The 18396-nt window shown below is 69.9% G+C and carries 18 protein-coding genes; 15 read left to right on the forward strand and 3 right to left on the reverse strand.

All coding sequences use genetic code 11. The features are described 5' to 3' along the window. Positions 1-81 precede the first annotated feature (81 nt). The 9 genes from ASF76_RS15700 (at position 82) to nhaA (ending at position 10041) form a co-directional block, all read left to right on the forward strand. Positions 82-1419: a uracil-xanthine permease family protein gene (locus ASF76_RS15700; protein WP_055959668.1), complete on the forward strand. Its 1338-nt coding sequence runs from the start codon at positions 82-84 to the stop codon at positions 1417-1419. A gap of 415 nt (positions 1420-1834) precedes the next feature. Beyond that, complete coding sequence (locus ASF76_RS15705) at positions 1835-2884, forward strand: LacI family DNA-binding transcriptional regulator (RefSeq protein ID WP_055959670.1); 1050 nt, start codon at positions 1835-1837, stop codon at positions 2882-2884. A gap of 62 nt (positions 2885-2946) precedes the next feature. After that, positions 2947-4239 (forward strand): sugar ABC transporter substrate-binding protein, encoded by a 1293-nt coding sequence (locus ASF76_RS15710; RefSeq protein WP_055959672.1) that lies wholly within the window; start codon positions 2947-2949, stop codon positions 4237-4239. Positions 4240-4302: 63 nt separating this feature from the next. After that, positions 4303-5244, forward strand: coding sequence for a carbohydrate ABC transporter permease (locus tag ASF76_RS15715; RefSeq protein WP_055959674.1), 942 nt, complete (start codon positions 4303-4305; stop codon positions 5242-5244). A gap of 1 nt (position 5245) precedes the next feature. Then, entirely contained in the window at positions 5246-6208 is a 963-nt protein-coding gene (locus tag ASF76_RS15720; RefSeq protein ID WP_055959676.1) for a carbohydrate ABC transporter permease, read from the forward strand. Beyond that, positions 6205-7143 carry a carbohydrate kinase family protein gene (locus ASF76_RS15725; RefSeq protein ID WP_055959678.1) on the forward strand — a complete coding sequence of 313 codons (939 nt, stop codon included), beginning with the start codon at positions 6205-6207 and terminating at the stop codon, positions 7141-7143. Before ASF76_RS15720 ends, ASF76_RS15725 begins: the two co-directional genes overlap by 4 nt. Position 7144: 1 nt before the next feature. After that, entirely contained in the window at positions 7145-8113 is a 969-nt protein-coding gene (locus ASF76_RS15730; RefSeq protein WP_055959680.1) for a glycoside hydrolase family 68 protein, read from the forward strand. Between the two features lie 248 nt (positions 8114-8361). Next, the gene (locus ASF76_RS15735) at positions 8362-8598 is read left to right on the forward strand and encodes a hypothetical protein (RefSeq protein ID WP_055959682.1); all 237 of its coding nucleotides are present in this window, start codon (positions 8362-8364) and stop codon (positions 8596-8598) included. A gap of 111 nt (positions 8599-8709) precedes the next feature. After that, positions 8710-10041: a Na+/H+ antiporter NhaA gene (nhaA, locus tag ASF76_RS15740; protein ID WP_055959684.1), complete on the forward strand. Its 1332-nt coding sequence runs from the start codon at positions 8710-8712 to the stop codon at positions 10039-10041. A 6-nt stretch (positions 10042-10047) separates the two neighbouring features. On the opposite strand, the gene ASF76_RS15745 is transcribed toward nhaA, so the two are convergent. The 3 genes from ASF76_RS15745 to ASF76_RS15755 all read right to left on the reverse strand — a co-directional run bounded on the left by ASF76_RS15745 (position 10048) and on the right by ASF76_RS15755 (position 13220). After that, positions 10048-10638, reverse strand: coding sequence for a hypothetical protein (locus tag ASF76_RS15745; RefSeq protein WP_055959686.1), 591 nt, complete (start codon positions 10636-10638; stop codon positions 10048-10050). Between the two features lie 81 nt (positions 10639-10719). Continuing rightward, a complete protein-coding gene (locus ASF76_RS15750; RefSeq protein WP_055959689.1) occupies positions 10720-11733 on the reverse strand; it encodes a LacI family DNA-binding transcriptional regulator in 1014 nt (337 codons plus the stop codon). Positions 11734-11765: 32 nt separating this feature from the next. Next, positions 11766-13220 (reverse strand): glycoside hydrolase family 1 protein, encoded by a 1455-nt coding sequence (locus ASF76_RS15755; RefSeq protein WP_055959691.1) that lies wholly within the window; start codon positions 13218-13220, stop codon positions 11766-11768. Between the two features lie 171 nt (positions 13221-13391). Here ASF76_RS15755 and purS point away from each other — a divergent pair, with 171 nt between their 5' ends. The 6 genes from purS to ASF76_RS15785 all read left to right on the forward strand — a co-directional run bounded on the left by purS (position 13392) and on the right by ASF76_RS15785 (position 18321). Then, positions 13392-13640, forward strand: a complete 249-nt coding sequence (gene purS / locus ASF76_RS15760) for a phosphoribosylformylglycinamidine synthase subunit PurS (protein WP_055959693.1) — start codon at positions 13392-13394, stop codon at positions 13638-13640. Then, the gene (gene purQ / locus ASF76_RS15765) at positions 13637-14344 is read left to right on the forward strand and encodes a phosphoribosylformylglycinamidine synthase subunit PurQ (RefSeq protein WP_055959695.1); all 708 of its coding nucleotides are present in this window, start codon (positions 13637-13639) and stop codon (positions 14342-14344) included. The genes purS and purQ overlap by 4 nt, the downstream gene beginning before the upstream one ends. Positions 14345-14354: 10 nt before the next feature. Continuing rightward, positions 14355-15068, forward strand: a complete 714-nt coding sequence (locus ASF76_RS15770; protein ID WP_055959698.1) for a GntR family transcriptional regulator — start codon at positions 14355-14357, stop codon at positions 15066-15068. A 225-nt stretch (positions 15069-15293) separates the two neighbouring features. Next, positions 15294-15788, forward strand: a complete 495-nt coding sequence (locus ASF76_RS15775) for an ureidoglycolate lyase (protein ID WP_055959700.1) — start codon at positions 15294-15296, stop codon at positions 15786-15788. A 2-nt stretch (positions 15789-15790) separates the two neighbouring features. After that, entirely contained in the window at positions 15791-17239 is a 1449-nt protein-coding gene (locus ASF76_RS15780; protein WP_055959702.1) for an FAD-dependent oxidoreductase, read from the forward strand. 152 nt (positions 17240-17391) lie between these two features. Next, positions 17392-18321 carry a 2-hydroxyacid dehydrogenase gene (locus tag ASF76_RS15785; protein ID WP_055960262.1) on the forward strand — a complete coding sequence of 310 codons (930 nt, stop codon included), beginning with the start codon at positions 17392-17394 and terminating at the stop codon, positions 18319-18321. Positions 18322-18396: the final 75 nt, after the last annotated feature.

An 18396-nucleotide genomic window follows, 5' to 3' on the forward strand; every position in this document is an offset into this window, starting at 1 on the left:
TCACGCGCGGTTCGACGCAACGGGGCGTGACCTCGCGAGAGGCGCGTGATCTCGGCATCCATTCATCCCCTGAGGAGACACATGTTCCGCTGGAAACTGCACGGCAACGGCCGCACCGTCGCCCCGGGGGCCGTCGTCGCCCCCGGCGAACGTCTGAACTGGGGCGCGACGATCGCGATCGGGCTCCAGCACGTCATCGCCATGTTCGGCGCCACCTTCCTCGTGCCGGTGCTCACCGGCTTCCCGGTGTCGACGACCCTGCTGTTCTCGGGCGTGGGAACGCTGCTGTTCCTGCTCGTCACGCGCAACCGCCTCCCCAGCTACCTCGGCTCGTCGTTCGCGTTCATCGCACCGATCACCGCCGCCACCACCATGGCCGGCACGGGGTCGGCGCTCGCGGGAATCGTGGCCGTCGGCATCCTGCTCGCGGCCATCGGTTTCGTCGTGCAGTTCGTTGGTCTCGGCTGGGTCGATAAGGTCATGCCGCCGGTCGTCGCCGGCGCGATCGTCGCCCTCATCGGCTTCAACCTCGCCCCCGTCGCATGGTCGAACTTCCAGCTGCAGCCCCTGCCCGGCACCATCACCCTGGTGGCGGTGATCCTGTTCAGCGTGCTGTTCCGCGGCTTCCTGGGCCGCATCTCGATCTTCCTCGGGGTCATCGTCGGCTATGTCGCGACCGTGATCATCCAGGCCGTCTCGGGTGAGATGCTCATCGACTTCGGAGCCGTGGAGGCCGCGCCCTGGGTGGGCCTTCCCACGTTCCAGTTCGCCGACTTCACCACCCCCGCGACCTGGTCGGTCATCGCGATGTTCCTGCCCGTCGTGCTCGTGCTGGTCGCCGAGAACGTCGGCCACGTGCGCGGAGTCGCCGCGATGACGGATGCCACAGCCAACCGGTCCACCGGTCGCGCCCTCATCGCCGACGGCGTCGCCACGACCCTCGCCGGAACCTTCGGCGGCTCGGGCACCACCACCTACGGCGAGAACATCGGCGTGATGGCCGCGACACGCGTCTACTCGACCGCGGTGTACTGGGTCGCCGGTCTCACCGCGATCGTGCTGAGCCTCTCGCCCAAGGTCGGCGCGGTGTTCAACACCATCCCGCCCGGGGTGCTCGGCGGCGTCACCACCGCCCTCTACGGCCTGATCGGCATCATCGGCATCAAGATCTGGGTCGACAACCGCGTCGACTTCTCGCGCCCGGTCAACCAGTACACCGGCGCGGTGTCGCTGGTGATGGCGATCGCCGGGTTCACCCTGCAGTTCGGGCAGTTCCAGCTGGGCGCCATCGTGCTCGGGTCGGTCGCCGCCCTGGTCATCTACCACCTCGGCAACGCCATCGCCCGCGCCCGCCGGACCGGCGCTGACGACGGCGGCCCCATCCCCGCGGTCGGCCCGCTGGGCGGCGACCCCGCCTGACCGCGCGGCGCCGCTGCCGCGGCGTCCCGCGCCGAGATCACACGATCGGCTCGAACGCACACGTTCCCACACCTTCGGAGCGTGTGCGTTCGGCGTTTCCGGGCCGCGGCGCGGCTCGCTCAGCTCGCTCAGCTGGCTCAGCTCGCTCATTCGCTCAGCTCGCTCAGCTCGCTCAGCTCGCTCAGACCATGTCCCACTTTGTGCGGTCTCGAGGCGTCCCAGGCAGCACAAATGGGGACGCGGTCTGCACTTATCGGGACACGGCCACCACCTGGGGTGAACCACGACACCACCGCACCCACCGTTACTCCACCGTTACTTGACATCACGCCAACCCAGACTGCACACTGATCTCGGTCGCTGATAAATCGGTTTATCAGCAAGAAAAATCGATTATCCAACGGAGGGTGGGGCGATGACTCGAGTGCGTCTGACCGACGTCGCGAAAGCGGCCGGCGTCTCCCCCGCGACGGTCTCGCTCGTGCTCAACGACGCCGAGTCGCGCATCTCCGACGAGACCAAAGAGCGGGTTCGCCGCGTCGCCGACGAGGTGGGCTACTCGCCCAACCCGATCGCCAGGAGCCTGCGCACCCGCGTCACCGGCACCATCGGCCTCGTCTCCGACCGCATCGCCACGACTCCCTTCGCCGGCCGCATGCTCGCCGGCGCGCAAGAGGTCGCCCGCGAGAACGGCCGACTCGTCATCCTCGTCGACACCGACGGCCACCCCGAGATCGAATCCGACGCGATCTCCACGCTCGTCAATCACCGCGTCGACGGCATGGTCTACGCCTCGATGTACCACCGGGTCATCCCGGCGCCCGCGGGCCTCCCCGCCGGCACGGTGTTCCTCGACTGCCGCCCCGAAGACGGCGGGTACCCCGCCGTCGTGCCCGACGACTACGCCGGCGGCCGGGTCGCCACCCAGGAGCTCGTCGACGCCGGACACCGCCGCATCGCCTTCATCGACAACGACGAAGACCGCCCGGTGGCCGCACAACTCCGTCTGCGCGGCTACCTCGACGTGCTCGCCGAGTCCGGCATCGAGCCCGACCCCGCCCTCCACGTGTTCTCGCCGACCTCGGCGGCGGGCGGGCAGCAGGCGGCCGCCGCGCTGTTCGCGCTCGCGCCCGAGCAGCGCCCGACCGGCGTCTTCGCTTACAACGACCGCATCGCGGCCGGGGTCGTGACGTGGGCGCACCGCCACGGCATCCGGATTCCCGAGGACCTGTCGATCGTCGGCTACGACGATCAGCAGCTGGTCGCGTCGGAACTCGACCCGCCGTTGACCACCGTCTCGCTCCCCCACGCGGCCATGGGCCGCTGGGCGATGGAGGTCGCCCTCGGCCTCCGCGAGGCCGACATCGATTCCCCCCACCTCATGGACTGCCCGATCGTTCGTCGGGCTTCCGTCGGCCCTCCCGCGCACCTCGGCAGCGCACGGGACCCCCGGGCCACGGATTGACGCCGCACCACGCGGCCCCCTCTCCGGCGACAGCGATGTCGCCGCCACTCGAAAGGAACACGATGAAGAAGTCCTTCATCCCGCTCGCCGCGACAGGTGTCGTCGCAGCGCTCGCGCTGACCGGCTGCGGCCAGGCAGGTCAGGGAGGCGCGACGACCGAAGACGGTCGGACCGTCCTGACCATGTGGACCCACTCGGCCGGCAACCCCGCCGAGCTCGCGGTCTACGAGCAGATCATCAGCGACTTCAACGCCTCGCAGGAGCAGTACGAGGTCAAGACCGAGTCGTTCCCGCAGGGCGCGTACAACGACGCGATCGTCGCGGCGGCGGCCTCGGGCGACCTGCCCTGCCTGCTCGACCTCGACGGCCCCATCATGCCCAACTGGGCGTGGGCGAACTACCTGCAGCCGCTCGGCCTCTCGAGCGACATCACCGACAAGCTGCTGCCCACCGCGGTCGGAAAGTACAACGACGAGATCTACTCGGCCGGGTACTGGGATGCCGCCCTCGGCATCTTCGCGCGCAAGTCGGTGCTCGACGCCAACGGCATCCGCATCCCCACCATGGACCAGCCCTGGACGGCCACCGAGTTCGACGCCGCCCTCGCGACCCTGAAGGCCGCCGGGTACGAGACCCCGATCGACCTCGGTGCCGAGGACACGGGCGAATGGTGGCCCTACGCCTACTCCCCGTTCCTGCAGAGCTTCGGCGGCGACCTCATCGACCGCGACACCATGCTCTCGGCCGACGGCGCCCTGAACGGACCGGACGCCGTGAAGTGGGGCGAATGGTTCCAGTCGCTCTTCACCAACGGCTACGCCAACAGCGGCGGCACCGTGGGCAACCAGGAGTTCGTCGACGGCGACGTCGCGCTCAGCTACACCGGTGTGTGGAACGGTCTCGCCGCAGTGGATGCCGTGGGCGACGACCTGCTGATCCTCCCGCCGCCGGACCTCGGCAACGGTCCCAAGATCGGCGGAGGTTCGTGGCAGCGGGGCATCTCGGCGTCGTGCAGCGACCCCGAGGGCGCGCGCGAGTATCTGGAGTTCAGCTTCAACGACGAGTACATCACTCAGTTCGCCGACGAGCAGCTCGTGATCCCCGCCACCGAGGCGCCCACCGAGGCGTCGAAGTACTTCAACTCCACCGACGGCCCCTTGCGGCCGTTCGCGGAGTTCTCGAAGGAGTACGCCGTGCTGCGCCCCGAGACCCCCGCGTACGCGGTGATCTCGAGCACGTTCGAGACCGCGGCCAAGGACATCATGAACGGCGCCGACGTGCAGTCGGCACTGGATGCCGCGGTCACCGAGATCGACACCAACATCTCCTCCAACGACGGCTACGGCGCGAACTGACGCCGCGTCCAGCGGTGGGGGTCCGCTCCGGGCCCCCACCGCACCCCGCGAAAGAAGAACCTGATGACCGTGTCTCCTCCGGTCGCCGCGGCGAAGCAGCCGCGCCGATCCCTTCGCCGCTTCCGCACCTCACGCGGTCGCGAGACGTGGGCGGGCCTGGCGATGATGGCCCCCGCCGCCCTCCTGCTCCTGCTCTTCCTCATCGTGCCGGTGCTGCTGGCCTTCACCCTGTCGTTCACTAACGCCCGCCTGATCTCGCCCAACCCCCCGCGCTTCGTCGGTCTCGACAACTTCTTCCGGGCCTTCACCGCCGACCCGGTGTTCCTGCAGTCGGCGCTGAACACCTTCCTGTTCGCGCTGGTCGTCGTCCCCGTCCAGGCGGGCCTCGGTCTGCTGCTCGCCGTGCTGGTGAACCAGCGCCTGCGCGGTACGACGTTCTTCCGGGTCGTCTTCTTCATCCCCGTCGTCACCTCGATCGTCGTGGTGTCGATCCTCTGGCGCTTCATGTACCAGAGCGACGGCCTCATCAACTCGATGATCGACACGCTCACGTTCGGAGCCCTGAAAGGCGCCGACTGGTTGAACGACCCGAGCACAGCACTCGGCGCGATCATCGTGCTGTCGATCTGGCAGGCCGTCGGCTTCCACATGATCATCTGGCTCGCGGGGCTGCAGACCATCCCGGAGGAGCTCTACGAGGCCGCGCGCATGGACGGCGCGAGCCGCTGGCGCCAGTTCACCAACGTCACCTGGCCCGGACTTCGTCCCACCATGGTGTTCGTCCTCGTCACGATCACCATCGCCGCCCTCGGCCTGTTCGTGCAGGTCGACGTGATGACCCAGGGCGGTCCCCTCAACTCGACGTCGACCGTCGTGTTCCACGCCGTGCGCAAGGGCTACGAGCAGCAGGAGATCGGCTACGCCGCCTCCATCTCGCTGCTGTTCTTCGTCGCCGTGCTCATCATCGCGCTCATCCAGCGCTGGTTGACCCGAGAGAAGAACTGACATGACCAGTACCCTCGAGCGCCCTGACGGCGCCGCGCGGGCTGCACGCCCCGCGCGTCGGACCTCGCCCACCCGCACGCGCACCCGCTCCACGGAGGGTCGTAACGGTCGCATCCTCACCTACGTGTCGATGTCGATCCTCGCGGTGTTCTTCCTCTTCCCGCTGGTGTTCATGTTCGTGTCGAGCCTCAAGCCCGACGCGCAGATCCTCCGCGACATCAACTCCCCCGCGGCGTTCCTGCCCACCGGTGAGATCAGCCTCGACAACTACTTCGGCGTCTTCGACCGTGTGCCGGTGGCGCAGTTCCTGTTCAACTCGATCCTCGTCACCGTGCTCACGGTGGGACTCGGCCTGATCGTCAACTCCCTCGCCGGCTTCGCCCTATCGCGCCTGCGCTGGAAGGGCCGGGTCGTCGTGCTCGCGCTCATCATCGCGACCCTCATCGTGCCGTTCGAGACGATCGCGGTGCCGATGGTCTACTGGGTTAATCAGCTGCCCACCCTCGTGATGGAGGGCGGCGTCGTGAAATACGACTTCGGCTGGCTGAACACCTACGAGGTGCAGATCGTGCCGTTCATCGCGAACGCCTTCTCGATCTTCCTCTTCGCGCAGTACTTCTCGACCATCCCCACCTCGCTCGACGAGGCGGCCCGCATCGACGGGGCGAGCTGGTTCACCATCTACCGCCGCATCATCGTGCCCCTGTCGGGCCCGGCGTTCGCGACGGTGGCGATCCTCACGTTCCTGCCCGCGTGGAACCAGTACCTTTGGCCCCTCATGGTCGTGCAGAAAGAGGAGTTGAGACCCGTCATGGTCGGTATGCAGTACTTCTTCCAGCTCAACACCGCGTGGGGTGAGGTCATGGCGTACACGTCGCTGATCACGCTGCCCGTGCTGATCGTGTTCCTGGTGTTCCAGCGCGCGTTCGTCAGCAGCATCGCGGCTTCCGGGGTCAAGGGATGACCCGCGAATTCGATGTCGTGGTGCTCGGCGAAGCACTCATCGACATCGTCACCACTTCCGCCGGGGCGGCCGAGCGCCCCGGCGGAAGCCCGGCCAACGTCACCGTCGCCCTCGGGCGCCTGGGTCGCGACGCCGCCCTCGTGGCCCGCGTCGCCGACGACGAGCGCGGTCATGCGCTGAACGCGTGGCTCTCGGCATCCGGGGTCGAGCTGCGGACCGCGGGGAAGCCGGAGCGCACCGCCACCGCCCGCGCGATGATCGACGAGCGCGGCAATGCCACCTACGACTTCGACATCGACTGGACGCTCCCCTCACCCGTCGAGGTCCCCGCCGCGCGGATCTTCCACACCGGGTCGGTCGCCACGACCCTCGCGCCCGGTGCCGACGAGGTGCGCGCTGCCGCCGAGCGCGCCCGCACGTCGGCACTCATCAGCTACGACCCGAACATCCGCCCCGCCCTGACCGGCGGCGTGGCCGACGCCCGCGCACGTGTCGAAGCCCTGGTGGCCCTGAGCGACGTCGTGAAAGCCAGCGCCGAAGACGCCGCGTGGCTGTATCCCGGCGTCGCCGCCGTCGACGTCGCCCGCGAGTGGGTGGCCCTCGGCGCCGGTCTCGCCGTCATCACCGACGGGGATGCCGGATCCCTCGGCGTCACCGCGCACGCCACCGTCGAGATCCCCGCGGTCCCGACCCGCGTGATCGACACCGTCGGCGCGGGAGACACGTTCATGGGGACGCTGCTCGACGGCATCCTGAACATCTCCGGCGACGTCGCCACCCTGCGCGCCGCGGTGCACGCACTCGACGAGACCACCCTTCCTCCCCTGCTCCGTCGCGCGGCCGCCGCCGCCGCGATCACCGTCGGACGCGAGGGCATGGACCCCCCGACCAGAGAAGACCTGCAGCGTGCCGCTGCGCCGAAAGAAAGTGCCTGACGTGTTCGACCTCGCCGATTCCTACGTGTGGGATTTCTGGTTCGCCGATGACGGCGACGCCTACCACCTGTTCTTCCTCTACGCCTCGCGGGCGCTGCACGATCCGGAGGACCGTCACTACCGCGCCTCGGTGGGCCACGCCGTCTCGACCGATCTCGTGTCATGGGAGCGCGTCGCCGACGCCCTCGTGCGCGGCGGCCCCGATGATTTCGACGCCCTCGCCACGTGGACCGGCTCGACCGTCCGCCGCGCCGACGGCACGTGGTTCCTCTTCTACACGGGCTCGCGCCTGGACGACGACGGACGCAACGTGCAGCGCATCGGCTACGCCACCAGCACCGATCTGTTCACCTGGCACAAGAACCCCGCCAACCCGGTGCTCGAAGCGGACGGCACGATCTACGAGCGCCTGGCGAACAGCGACTGGCACGACGAGGCCTTCCGCGATCCGTGGGTCTTCGCCGATCCCGCAGGCCGCGGCTGGCACATGTACGTCACCGCCCGCGCCACGCACGGCGAGCTCAACGGCCGCGGTGTCGTCGCGCATGCCACCTCGACCGACCTGGAGACGTGGCAGCTTCAGGCGCCGGTCAGTGAACCGAGCACCGACGGTTTCGGCCAGCTCGAGGTGACCCAGGTCGAGGAGATCGACGGCCGGGCCGTCCTGATGTTCTCGTGCATGACCGGACAGGCGATGGATGCCGTGCGCGAGCGTCACCCGCGCGGTGCGGTGTGGGCCGTGCCCGCTGACAGCGTGCTCGGCCCGTTCGACATCGGTTCCGCGACGCCGATCACCGAAGACGACCTGTACGTCGGACGCCTCATCCGAGACCGGGCGGGCGCGTGGCAGCTGCTGGCGTTCCGCAACGTCGGACCCGACGGTGGTTTCGTCGGCGGCATCACCGATCCCATGCCCGTGGGCTGGGACGGCGACCGCCTCGTCGTGAAGCAGCCGGCCCTCTCGGTCTGACACCCGCTGCTCGAGCGCGCACGTCCATTTGGGGGGCGTGCGCGCTCGGCGCTTCGGAGGCGCCGCAGGATCGCGCCCGACCGGGGCGGTCGGCGGAGCAACACCGTCCGCGCGAGGGGAGATAGCGGCGCCACGCGCTCTCAGCACACGAGGAATGACCCCGCAAGGGTGGATGCCACCGCCCCGCCTCTCGGTAGCGTCGAGCACCCGGCGAGGCTGACGCCCCGCCCCCGACGAGAGGCACGCTCATGGCATCCGACATCTCCGATCCTTCTCAGGCCGCCGCAGACGAGAACGCCTACGAGGGCGCCGACGTCGAAGTGTCCCCGACGGAGGGGGAAACCTCCGACGACTCCGTGGGCGAGCCCAAGCCCGGCGGCCTCGGCACCGACGGCACCATTCCCGGCAACCCCGACGGTGTCGCCGCGGGTCACTCCGACACCGCCTCGCACTTCAACGCCGAGGAAGACGAAGAGTCGGCTTGAGCGGGCGCCGCGCGACCGGCACGGTCGCGCGGCGCAGCGCACCGTAGAATGGATCGCGGTGCGTCGGGAAGTCTGGTCGACATTCTGTCGATCGACCCCTGAAGGAGCTTCATGAGCCACGACACCGTCCGCGCGCCGAGCTGGCCCGGCTACGCCGAGGTGCGCCGCGTCACCACCCTCCTCCGCCGCGAATCCGTCGGCGGCATGCTGCTGGTCGTCGCGGCGCTCGCGGCCATCATCTGGGCGAACTCCCCGGCATCCGAGTCCTACTTCGCGCTGCGCGACTTCCGGTTCGGCTACGCGCCGTGGCATCTCGAGTTGAGCGTGGGCGCGTGGGCCGCCGACGGCCTGCTCGCCGTCTTCTTCTTCATGGTCGGGCTCGAGCTCAAGCGAGAGATCGTCGTCGGCAGTCTCCGCCGGGTCAACACCGCCATCGTGCCGGTGACGGCTGCCGTCGCCGGCGTCGCCGCGCCCGCCCTCATCTACGTCGCCATCGTTCACTCCCAGCCGAGCCTGCTGGCCGGATGGGCCATCCCCACCGCGACCGACATCGCGTTCGCCGTGGCGGTGCTCGCCCTCGTCGGCTCGCACCTACCCGGACCTCTGCGGATCTTCCTGCTGACTCTCGCCGTCGTCGACGACCTGATCGCCATCGCGATCATCGCGATCTTCTACACCAGCGACATCTCGTTGCTACCGCTGGCGATCTTCGCCCTGCTCGTGGCGGTCTACGCCGTCATCGCGCACCGGGGACGCGCCTGGTTCGCGCGCACCCCGTGGGGCGCGTGGGCGGTGCTCCTGCCGGTCGGCTTCGCCGCGTGGGCATTCCTGCACGCCTCGGGCGTACACGCCACGATTGCCGGCGTCGCCCTCGCCTTCACCGTCCCGGTCGCCGCCTCGCGTCGCCGGCCCGAGATCCGCGGCATGGATCTCGCCGAGCAGTTCGAGCATCGCTTCCGTCCCCTCTCGGCGGGGATCGCCGTGCCCCTGTTCGCCTTCTTCGCCGCGGGCGTCTCCGTCGGAGGGGGCGAGGGACTGCTCCGCGCCGTCTCGGACCCCGTCACGCTCGGCGTCGTCGCGGGGCTCGTGCTCGGCAAGCCCCTCGGCATCCTGCTCGGAGTGCGTCTGCTCACTCTCGTGACGAAGGTGAGGCTCGACCCCGCGTTGAAGTGGATCGACCTCGCCGGGATCGGTCTGCTCGCCGGGATCGGCTTCACCGTCTCGTTGCTGATCGCCGAGCTCAGCTTCCCCGACGGCTCGCCGCACACCGACGACGCCAAGATCGCGATCATGGTCGCCTCGCTCCTGGCATCCGTCCTCGCCTCAGCCGTGCTGCTCGTGCGCAACCGGCGCTACAAGCAGCTCGCGCTCGCGGAGGACGTGGACGCCGACGGCGACGACGTGCCCGACGTCTATCAGCAGCCGGTCGACCGCGACCGCTGAAGGGCGTCAGCCGAAGACCTGCGAAGCGATCTCCGACAGCCACGCGCGGGCGTTCACGTTGACGGTCTCGAGGTAGATCCAGGTGCCGTCGCGGGCGACGACGACGTCTTCGGTATCGGTCGACGCACCGGGTGCCACGCAATACTGTGCGCCGAAGTCGTCCGAGGCCTGGCACTGGTAGCCCTGCGCCGGCAGCGAAGCGAGCCCCGATTCGACGTCGGCCGCGCTCGCGCTGCTGATGATGAGCAGCACCGCAGCGGCTTCCTCCTGGATCCAGTTGCACGACAGATCTGTCGTGGCGTTCGTCGGCGCCGGGCGCACGAACCCGTCGGCGTGCTGGGCGGTCAGGTCGCCGACCGTCTGTTGCCGAGTGGCCGCGGTGCCCAGGTCATCGCACGACGCGGGGATCGAGACGGATGCCGCCGTGCTCGGCGTCGGCGTCGCGCTCGGCGTCATGCTCGGTGACGGGGTGGGCGCGGGCGCCGCGCTCGACACGGTTGTCGACGGATCCGGCGTCGACCCGCCTCCGCTGCACCCGGCGAGCGCGGTCACCGCGCTGAGCACCACCGCCACCGTCAGGACGATCTTCCCTCGCATGCGAAGCCTCCGCTCACGGGCGCAGCTCGTCGCGCGCCCCGATCCGCTCACGATAGCGCCCGGTGGCCGGCGAACGCAGCCTCAGGCCGACGCGCGCTCCACGACCTCGGTGGGCAGGATCGTCGCGTGCGCCGCGGGGCGACCGGCGAGGACATCGAGGAGCACGGATGCCATGTGACGCCCCTGCGTGAGCGACGGCTGGCGCACGGTGGTGAGCGAGGGCGTGATCGAGGTCGACACCGACGAATCGTCGAAGCCCATGACCGCGACGTCGCGCCCGGGCTCGATGCCCTTCTCACGCAGGGCGGCGTAGGCCCCGCGCGCCATGAGGTCGCTCGCGACGAACACGGCGTCGGGCGCCTCCCCCGCGGCGAGGATGCGGTTCATCGCCAGCGCCCCGCCCATCTCGGTGAAATCGCCGTCGTCGACGGCCGCGGGCTCGAGTCCCGCCGCGGCCATCTCGTCGCGGAACCCCCGCAGGCGGTCGATGCCGGCGGCCATGTCCTGCGGACCCGAGATGGTCGCGATCCGCCGGTGCCCGCGCGCGAGCAGGTAGGCGGCGGCCGCCCGACCGCCCTTCACGTTGTCGACGTCGACGTAGTAGTCGTCAGCGCGCACGCGCACCGGTCGTCCGCCGTAGACGACCGGCACGACATCGGCGATGCGCTCGAGGAAGGTGTCGCTCGTGTGGTGAGAGGCGACGATCGCCCCGTCGACGCTGCCTCCGCGCAGGTACGCGACCGCCTTGGCGCCCGCGTCGTCGCTGGCGATCAGCATGTTCATGATGTAGTCGCTCTCACCGATCACCTCGCCGATGCCGGCGACGATCGAGGCGAAGAACGGGTCGCCGAAGAAGCGATCGGTCTGCTCGGGGATGATGAGCGCGATGGCGCGGGTCTGACGGCTGGCCAGCGAGCGCGCCGCGCGGTTGGGGACGTACTGCAGCTCGTCGATCGCGCGGCGCACGGCCTCGAGGGCCGTGGGAGAGACCGCGGGGGAACCGTTGACCACGCGGGACACCGTCGATCGGGAGACGCCGGCGCGCGCCGCGACCTCTTCGATGGTGGCGGCGCCTCGAACGGGTGCGAGTTCCATCGCGGTGCCTCCTCGGGGCCCTCGCGCGGGGGTCACACCGCGGGTCGGGTGGCCAGTGCGCGCTCGGCGATGATGTGAGCGTACTGCCGGCCGGAGTCCTTGATGGTGCGCTCCTGGGTCCGGTAATCGACCGACACGATGCCGAAGCGTTTGGCGTAGCCCCAGGCCCATTCGAAGTTGTCCAGGAGCGACCAGTAGAAGTAGCCCCGCACGTCGACGCCCTTCTCGACGGCATCCAGAACCGCCGCCAGGTGCACCTCGACGAACTCCACGCGCTCGGTGTCGTGCACGCGGGTCTCGCCGTCTTCGACCACGACCTCGTCGTCGTACGACGCACCGTTCTCGGTGATGTAGAGCGCGGTGCCGGCGGGGGCGGAGTACTCCTCGCTCACCCGCTCGAGGAGGCGGGTCAGCCCCTCGGGCTGCACCTCCCAGCCCATGTTGGTGCGCGACAGGCCCCGGTCGTGCCAGAACAGGTTCTCGTGCGCGGGGAAGGGCTTGCCGATCGGCCGCGTCGTGGGGGCGTCGCCGGCGGGCGGCTCGACCTCGGGCGGCGTACCGCCGACGAACTCACCGTGGTAGTAGTTCACGCCGAGCGAGTCGATGGGGGTCGAGATGACGTCGAGGTCGCCGGGCTGCACGGCGGCCTGCCACCGGACTACGGCCTCGGCGTCGGTGTCGCGGAAGTCCTTGATGATGTCGGCCGGGTAGGCGCCGCGGAACACCGGGTCGAGGAACCAGCGGTTGAACTGTCCGTCGATCCGGCGCGCGGCGTCGAGGTCGGCGGGGTTCGCCGGGTTCGCGGCATCCGCCACCGTCAGGTTCAGCGTCAGACCGAGGTTGAGCGAGGCGTCGCGCGCACGCAGCTCGCGAACGGTCTGGCCGTGTCCGAGCAGCAGGTGGTGCGCGGCGAGCATGCCCTCGGCCTGCGAGTAGTGCCCCGGAGCGTGGGCACCGGCGGTGTAGCTGAGGAACGACGAGCACCACGGCTCGTTGAGGGTCGTCCAGACGTCGACGCGATCGCCGAGGGCGTCGTGCATGTCGAGGGCGTACTCGGTGAAGCGCTCGCTCGTCTCGCGGACGGTCCACCCACCCTTGTCCTGCAGCGCCTGCGGGAGGTCCCAGTGGTACAGCGTCAGCCAGGGCAGGATGCCGGCGCTCAAGAGCTCGTCGACGAGACGCTTGTAGAAGTCGACGCCCTTCGGATTCAGCGCACCGCCGTCGGGGCGCACCCGCGACCACGAGGTCGAGAAGCGATAGGTCTGGAGGCCGAGCTCCTTCATGAGCCGCACATCGTCGGCGTAGCGGTGGTAATGATCGCACGCGACATCGCCGTTGTCGGCGTTGATGACGGCGTCGGGAACGCGGCAGAACGCGTCCCAGATGGATGCCGTGCGGCCGTCTTCGAAGGCTGCTCCTTCGATCTGGTAGGCCGCGGTGGCGGCACCGAAGAGGAAGCCGTCGGGAAACGGTCGGGTGTGGGACATGGTTCGGGTTCCTTCCGTGGGCGCGAGGGTCATCCTCTCACCGACCTCCCCATGATGCCACGGCGGATGGGAGCGCTCCCATGTCCGTGATGTCGGCACCACGCCATCCGGGATGGCGCGACGGCTCTTGTAGACTGGCATTCACAACGCCACCCGACTCCTGGAGCTGCAGTGCCCACCATCGTCGTCGACGTCATGCCCAAGGCCGAGCTTCTCGACCCGCAGGGAAAGGCCGTCGCCGGCGCCCTGTCGCGGCTCGGCGAGAACCGCTTCTCCGACGTGCGCATCGGCAAGCGCTTCGAGCTCACCGTCGACGGCGAGGTCGACGAGGCCACGCTGGCGCGCGTGCGCGAGCTCGCCGACGAGATGCTCTCGAACGCCGTCATCGAAGACGTGGTGAGCATCGAGGTCGTGGAGTGACCGCCCGCATCGGCGTCATCACCTTTCCGGGTTCGCTCGACGACCGCGACGCCCAGCGCGCCATCCGTCTCGCGGGTGGCGAACCCGTGGCCCTCTGGCACGGCGAGCACGACCTGAAGGGCGTCGACGCCCTCGTGCTCCCCGGTGGCTTCAGCTACGGCGACTATCTGCGCGCCGGAGCCATCGCCGCTTTCGCGCCGATCATGGCCGAGGTCAAGGACGCCGCCGCCAAGGGCCTGCCGGTGCTCGGCATCTGCAACGGTTTCCAGATGCTCGTCGAGGCGCACCTGCTGCCCGGCGGACTCATCCGCAACGCCCACCAGCAGTTCATCCGCCGCGATCAGCGCGTGCGCGTCGAGAACGCCTCGACCGCATGGACGAGCGATTTCACCGCGGGCGACGAGATCGTCATCCCCCTGAAGAACGCCGACGGCGGATACATCGCAGATGCCGAAACCCTCGCGCGCGTGAACGGCGAGGGCCTCGTGGCCTTCCGCTATGTCGGCGTGAACCCCAACGGCTCGCTCGACGACATCGCCGGCCTCACCAATGAGCGGCGCAACGTCGTGGGCCTGATGCCGCACCCCGAGCACGCTGTCGAGCCCGGCTTCGGCCCCGGCACCCGTGTCGCCATGCGCTCCGGCGTCGACGGCCTCGGTTTCTTCACCTCGGCGATCGCCGCCGTGGTGGGCGCCGCAGCCTGACGCCCCGCCCGTGACCGACAAGCGCGCCCCCGATCAAGACGCGCTCATCGATCGCATCCTGCATCTCTGGCGGGCGGATGCCGACACCCTCCCCTCCGAGCCGCGCCTGGCCGAGCTGACGAGCGCGAGCCGCAATTCGGTGCGTGAGGCGCTGATCCGCCTCGAGGAGCGGGGCTACGTGCACCGCACGCAGGGTGCGCGCACCTCTCTCAACCGACGCCTGCCCGGGGTGGGACGCCGCATCGACGAGCAGTTCGACCACTCGCTGTCGATCCGCGCCGCGGGATACGAGCCGACTCTCGAGGTCGTGGCGGCCGAGCGCATGACGCTCGTTTCCGGCGACGACCGTTACGACGATCTGCAAGACGGCACCGAGGTGCTGCGCACCCGCAAGATGTGGCGTGTCGACGGCGTGCCCTACGCCCTCGCCGAAGACCTCGTGCCCCTCACGCGCCCGGCCGAACTCGATCCCCGCCGACCGGTGTTCGACCTCGCCGAGGCGGCCAACGGCATCCGGGTGGCGTGGGAGACGATGTGGATCGACGCGACCTCGCTCGACGAGGTGCGCGCCGGGATCCTCGATGCCGAGCCCGGCTCGCCCGTGATCGAGATGACCTACTGCGGCTACGGCGCTGACGACGCCATCGGGTACTGGTCACGCGAGGTGCAGCTGCCGGCGCCGCCCGGGCTGCGCAATGCGCTCATCCGGCGCGTTCGGTCCTGACGCCTGCGCCGTTGGCGGCGGAGGAGATTCGGCGAGCGGAGGACCTCGGGACCTCCCGGCATCCTCCCGCCGCTGAAACTCCTCCCTCGCCCGGCTGGCGCGACCGGCCGCCTCGACCGGCCGCGCATTTCGGTGAGGTAACCACCGAGTGAACTTGTCGGACAAGTGTCGTCTCGACTTGTTGGACAAGAGTACGCTCGCCTCACCCGACGAAAGCGAGCAGCCGTGTCCGACAGCCTCACCACCCACACCCTGACCGCCGAGACGGTCACCCCCTCCGGCTTCGACCCGTTCGGCGTCGTGCTGACGCCGATGGAGGACGGCACCCCCTTCACCGCCGAGGAGGCCGTACTCGATGTGTCGAACGGCATCCCGCGCTTCTACCTCATGCGCCTCGACGACAAGCCCGCCGAATTCGTGCGCGTCACCCGCCACCTCGAGACCACGCAGACCCTGATGGCCGTCGGCGACGTCGAGTGGACCATCGCCGTCGCCGCGCCCGGCATCGAGGAGCCCGGCCTCGACGACCTTCGGGCCTTCCGCATCCCGCCGCGCACCGCCATCACGATCCGCAAGGGCACCTGGCACGCCGGTCCCTTCTTCGCCGACCCGAGCATGGACTTCGTCAACCTCGAGCTCGACGACACCAACGTCGCCGATCACCACAACCACCGACTCGACGACGCCTACGGTGTGCGCGTCGTGATCGACGCGGAGTGAGCATGCTCACCGCCCTCCCCGACGCAGGCTCCCGCCTCGCCGCCCTCGAGCGCGACGCGGTGCACCAGGCCGCCCTGAGCGCGGGCGACGGACGGTCGTGGGTCGGCGCGCGCGACGGCGTGCGACCGGTCGTCATCGTCGGTGCGGGGCAGGCCGGTCTCGTACTGGCCCGGGGCCTGCGCCGCCGCGGGATCGACGACGTCGTGGTGATCGACTCGGCCCCCGCGGGCTCCGCCGGCCCCTGGACCACCTACGCCCGCATGCACACGCTCCGAACGCCGAAGGACATCGCGTGGCCCACCTGGGGCACCCCGGCGGTCAGCCCGCGCGCCTGGTTCGAAGCGGTCTACGGCGCGGACGCCTGGGAGGAGATCGAGTACTTCCCGACGACGGCGTGGCAGGGGTTCCTGCAGTGGTACCGGGAGGTCTCCGACATCACCGTCGTCCCCTCCACGCGCGTAGCGAGCCTCTCGCCGACCACCGTCGACGGCCCCCTCGAGCTGCACCTCGACGGTCCCGACGGGCAGTGGTTGCTCCCCGCGCACCACGTCGTCCTCGCGACCGGCATCGAGGGTGCGGGCGGCCGGCACCTGCCCGCGCTGCTCGACGGCCTTCCCGCCGGGCGCGTGCACCACACGCACGACGACATCGATTTCGCCTCGCTGGCGGGCCTGCGCATCGGCATCCTGGGTGCGGGGACGGGCGCGTTCGACAATGCCGCAACCGCTCTCGAGCACGGGGCGGCGTCCGTCGACGTGCACATGCGGCGGGCGGCGATGCCGCAGGTGAGCCCGTACCGGTGGATGGAGTTCGCCGGCCTCATCGAGAACTACGGCTCGTTCACCGACGCGCAGAAGTGGGCCTTCAACGTTCACCTCTCCGCCGTCGACCAGCCGGCGACGCAGAACGCCCTGTGGCGCGCGCACTCCTTCGACAGCTTCCGCTTCCTGACCGGGTCGCCGTGGGAACGCGTGGAGTGGACCGGCAGCGACATCGCCGTCACCACGCCGCACGGCATCCATCACTACGACGTCGTCTTCGCCGCGACCGGGATCGCCGCCGACCTGGCGCGTCGCCCGGAACTGGCGTCGGTGGCGTCGGAGGCTGTCCTCTGGAGCGACCGACTGTCGCCCGAGGATGCCGCCCAGAACCCGGGACTGGCGGCATTCCCCTACCTCGACGACGACTTCGGGCTCGTCAGCCGCCGCGAAGGCGAACGCTCGGCGCTGTCGCGCATCCACATGTTCAACCACGGAGCCCGCCTGTCGCAGGGGATGCTGAGCCACCAGATCCCCGGACTCGTCGGCGGTGCGACGAAGCTCGCCGCGGCGCTGTCACGACGCCTGTTCGAGCGCGACTCGGCGGCATTGCTGACGGAGTACCTCGCATACGACGTCCCGGTCGGGGTCCACATCGGCCCGCGCGCATCCTCGCCGATACCCGTCGGCTGAGGCCGCGCCGATCGCCCTCGGCTGAGGACAGGACGCAAGAGTCTTCCCTCCTCGGCCCCGGTCCGAGTGACCTGGGCGTGGACACCGCATCAGATCTCCTGCCTCGTGTCCATCGAGGGCGGCGTGGCGGGCACGCGGGTAGCGTGAAGCGGGTGACCACAGAGATCCCCCTCGTCGTTTCCGTGCCCACCTCTCAGCTGCGCGACGACCTGCAGCCCCTGCCCGACGGGGTAGAGGTGGTGGTGTGGGACATGACGGATGCCGCGCCGCGCGAGCGCTTCGACATGGTGGTGCCGCCGTACATGTCGATGGACGGCGTCATCGAGGCCCTCTCGAGCGTCGAGGTCGGACTCGTCCAGAGCCAGTCGATCGGGTACGACAACGTCGAGGGGCGCCTGCCCGCGGGTCTCGTCTTCGCGAACGCCTCGAGCGTGCACGAGACGGCGACCGCCGAGCTGGCCGTGGCTCTCGCCCTCGCGGCGCAGCGGCGGTTGCCCGACTTCGTGCGCGCGCAGGACCACGGCGAGTGGACCGGAGGCTCCGCCACCGGGCTCGCCGATCAGCGCGTGACGCTCCTGGGCTTCGGCGGCGTCGGCCGCGCGATCGCCGCGCGCCTCAAGCCGTTCGAGGTGGAGCTGCGCGCCGTCGCCTCGCATGGTCGTCTGCAGGATGACGTCGAGGTCTTCCCGCTCGGTCAGCTCGGCGACGTGCTCGCCGAGACCGACATCGTCATCGCCTCGCTCCCCGGGGGCGATGCGACGCGCCACCTGATCGATGACGCCGCCCTGGCCGCCCTCCCCGACGGCGCCCTGGTCGTCAACGTGGGCCGCGGCCCCCTCATCGACACCGACGCCCTCGTCGACCACGTGCGGCGAGGCCGCATCCGGGCGGCGCTGGATGTGACCGACCCCGAGCCCCTGCCCGCGGGGCATCCGCTCTGGAGCCTCGACGGCGTGCTCATCGCCCCGCACGTCGGAGGGGCGACGGATGCCATGCACCCGCGTATGGCGCGCCTGCTGCGTCGCCAGATCGACCGTCTGCGCTCCGGTGAGGAGCCGCTGAACGTCGTCATCGGGGGCTGACCGACCGGAACGAGGATGCGGTGATGGCGAACCACATCCTTCGCTCCGAGCGGGGGTGACACGCGCCGCGCTGGG

Origin of the sequence: Microbacterium sp. Leaf151, from assembly GCF_001424225.1 — a bacterium.
Lineage (GTDB): Bacteria > Actinomycetota > Actinomycetes > Actinomycetales > Microbacteriaceae > Microbacterium.

What these genes read in the sequence shown, in the direction of transcription:
- ASF76_RS15745 (WP_055959686.1), bottom strand. Translation starts at nt 10,638, where the DNA reads ATGCGAGGGAAGATCGTCCTGACGGTGGCGGTGGTGCTCAGCGCGGTG.
- ASF76_RS15700 (WP_055959668.1), top strand. Translation starts at nt 82, where the DNA reads ATGTTCCGCTGGAAACTGCACGGCAACGGCCGCACCGTCGCCCCGGGG.
- ASF76_RS15705 (WP_055959670.1), top strand. Translation starts at nt 1,835, where the DNA reads ATGACTCGAGTGCGTCTGACCGACGTCGCGAAAGCGGCCGGCGTCTCC.
- ASF76_RS15725 (WP_055959678.1), top strand. Translation starts at nt 6,205, where the DNA reads ATGACCCGCGAATTCGATGTCGTGGTGCTCGGCGAAGCACTCATCGAC.
- ASF76_RS15710 (WP_055959672.1), top strand. Translation starts at nt 2,947, where the DNA reads ATGAAGAAGTCCTTCATCCCGCTCGCCGCGACAGGTGTCGTCGCAGCG.
- ASF76_RS15755 (WP_055959691.1), bottom strand. Translation starts at nt 13,220, where the DNA reads ATGTCCCACACCCGACCGTTTCCCGACGGCTTCCTCTTCGGTGCCGCC.
- ASF76_RS15720 (WP_055959676.1), top strand. Translation starts at nt 5,246, where the DNA reads ATGACCAGTACCCTCGAGCGCCCTGACGGCGCCGCGCGGGCTGCACGC.
- ASF76_RS15715 (WP_055959674.1), top strand. Translation starts at nt 4,303, where the DNA reads ATGACCGTGTCTCCTCCGGTCGCCGCGGCGAAGCAGCCGCGCCGATCC.
- ASF76_RS15735 (WP_055959682.1), top strand. Translation starts at nt 8,362, where the DNA reads ATGGCATCCGACATCTCCGATCCTTCTCAGGCCGCCGCAGACGAGAAC.
- nhaA (WP_055959684.1), top strand. Translation starts at nt 8,710, where the DNA reads ATGAGCCACGACACCGTCCGCGCGCCGAGCTGGCCCGGCTACGCCGAG.
- ASF76_RS15780 (WP_055959702.1), top strand. Translation starts at nt 15,791, where the DNA reads ATGCTCACCGCCCTCCCCGACGCAGGCTCCCGCCTCGCCGCCCTCGAG.
- ASF76_RS15750 (WP_055959689.1), bottom strand. Translation starts at nt 11,733, where the DNA reads ATGGAACTCGCACCCGTTCGAGGCGCCGCCACCATCGAAGAGGTCGCG.